This window comes from Poseidonibacter ostreae (assembly GCF_009208075.1).
GTDB lineage: Bacteria > Campylobacterota > Campylobacteria > Campylobacterales > Arcobacteraceae > Poseidonibacter > Poseidonibacter ostreae.
In genome coordinates this window covers 1-218 of sequence record NZ_WFKJ01000155.1, presented here as the reverse complement: position 1 = coordinate 218, position 218 = coordinate 1, and the positions used below count along the sequence as shown (strand labels likewise).

Sequence of the window (218 nt, the reverse complement as noted above, 5' to 3'; positions counted from 1 at the left end):
AAATACTCAAGAGCTGGCAGCGGCCTACGTTTCCACAAGGGGACCCTGCAGTATTATCAGCGATGAAGAGCTTGACTTCCAGGTTCGAAATGGAGCTGGGTATTTCCTCTTCTCTATAACCACCAGCAAAACTGAGTAATCAATATACTGTAGAAGTATACTCATTACTCAACTTGATGTGAGTAAAGATATAAATAATGTTAAAGTCTAATTTTATG

At 39.0% G+C, this 218-nt stretch carries 1 rRNA gene; it reads right to left on the bottom strand.

The window, feature by feature from the left end:
* Window positions 1–11: 11 nt before the first annotated feature.
* Window positions 12–127, bottom strand: a 5S ribosomal RNA gene (gene rrf / locus GBG18_RS15225).
* Window positions 128–218: the final 91 nt, after the last annotated feature.